The organism is Flavobacterium sp. RSP49 (assembly GCF_003968735.1).
GTDB lineage: Bacteria > Bacteroidota > Bacteroidia > Flavobacteriales > Flavobacteriaceae > Flavobacterium.
Window position 1 is genome coordinate 1 of sequence record NZ_RYDN01000067.1, and the last position, 1,633, is coordinate 1,633.

The window sequence follows — 1,633 nt, forward strand, 5'->3', positions numbered from 1 at the left end:
TTACCATAGGAACTCATGAGTCTCAATAGTCCCAGACAAGCAGTATAAGACTGATCAATTATCAGCTTACTGTTCATCACCTTTTTGAAAAATTCAAAAGTATTGGGGCCGTTTTCTTCTGCTTTTTTGAGATAATATTCCGGACTCCATCCACGTTGATTTTTAATGATCTGATGTCTTTCGGGCATATGCTCCGTGATACTGGTATAACCATGGCTGGTGTAATTCCTAGTATGCACAGCAATCCTTTGTGCATCGCAATAGATCTCCACGACATCCTGATCATAAGCAATGCGTACCTCTTTTCCAATGTAACGATAGGGAACAGAATAAAAGTGCCAGTCTTCACCCACCAGTACATGGTAATGCTTTTGAACCTTTGCTTTGGTATAATGTCTGATACTGTATGGGGATTCTGGAAGGGGCTGTAGTAGTGTTTTTTCCTCGCTTTTAAACAACTCGAGTCTACTGTATACTTTCTTCTGAAAGTTCAGCTGATGATGATAATCAAGTTTTTCTCTAATGGCCTTGTTTAGTTCAGTAAGACTATGAAAAGTATCATTACGTAGGCTAGCATAAATACGTCTATAGGTAATCTTTACGTTATTCTCAACAGAGGGCTTGTCCTTGGGCTTATACGGGCGAGCCGCAAGCAGTGCGATATTATTGTGGTTGGCCCATTGCTCGAGCATATCAGTAAATACAGGTTCATATTTACAACTTTTGGATACCCATTGCCTCATGTTATCTGATTTAACAGTCAAGGGAACACCTCCAAAGTATTCAATGGTATGATTCAACGCTTTAACTACTTGAGGCAGTTTTGCATCCGGTAAGGCCTCTACATAGCCATAGCCACTAAAGGGAAGAATAGCAACATATACAGGGCATGCAATTAGTTCACCAGTTGAAGTATCCACATAGTGAAGCATATCCCCAGCAAAATCAACTTCAAGCAGCTTTGCAGGAGTGTGGACAAAATGCATCACAGCATTGTTTACCTTCTCCTGATCTTGTAAGAGTTCACAAAATCTAGAATATTGAAAACCTTCAGGATATTCTTTAATATATTCTTCCCAAAGTAATAGACGTGTTACACCAGTTCGATTAAGTTCCTTGCTGAAGTAACCGATCAGATTATTAAAATGAACTTTTCGGGGATCAGTATCTTCCGATACAACAGGCTTTAAAAGACCTAGTATTTGTTCAAGTTCCTGATCTGAACGCTTTAGTAATTCTTTGAAATCAACTCCTGTTTGCGTAAATTTCAGCAAATACCCTGCAATTGTCCTTCTAGAAATTCGAACTTCTTTTTCTATGGTACGCTGTGAAGCACCACGTTCTAAAAATAAAAGTACCTGTCTTATCTTAATCATACTAAGTGGTTTATTTGCCATATTGCAAGTGGTTTTTTGATTACAAACCAAACTTATGCTATATGACGGTTAAATCTCTACTTAGTGAGATAAAGGATCTGGAATAGGTGGTGCACTTTGTGTCGGAATGTCAGTCCTTTACAAGTATTAAATCAGGAGAAAAGTGGTGTACTTTGCTCCGGAATAAGTGGCGACCTTTGCAGCGGAATAATTGGTGTACTTTGAAGCGGAATGGGTGGTGTACTTTGCAGCGGAAT

The 1,633-nt window shown here is 39.0% G+C and carries 1 protein-coding gene; it reads right to left on the bottom strand.

What is annotated here, in order from left to right:
- Positions 1 to 1,397 (bottom strand): IS21 family transposase (istA, locus tag EKM02_RS14670; RefSeq protein ID WP_126456427.1); only part of this gene is annotated, 1,397 nt, incomplete at its 3' end.
- Positions 1,398 to 1,633: the final 236 nt, after the last annotated feature.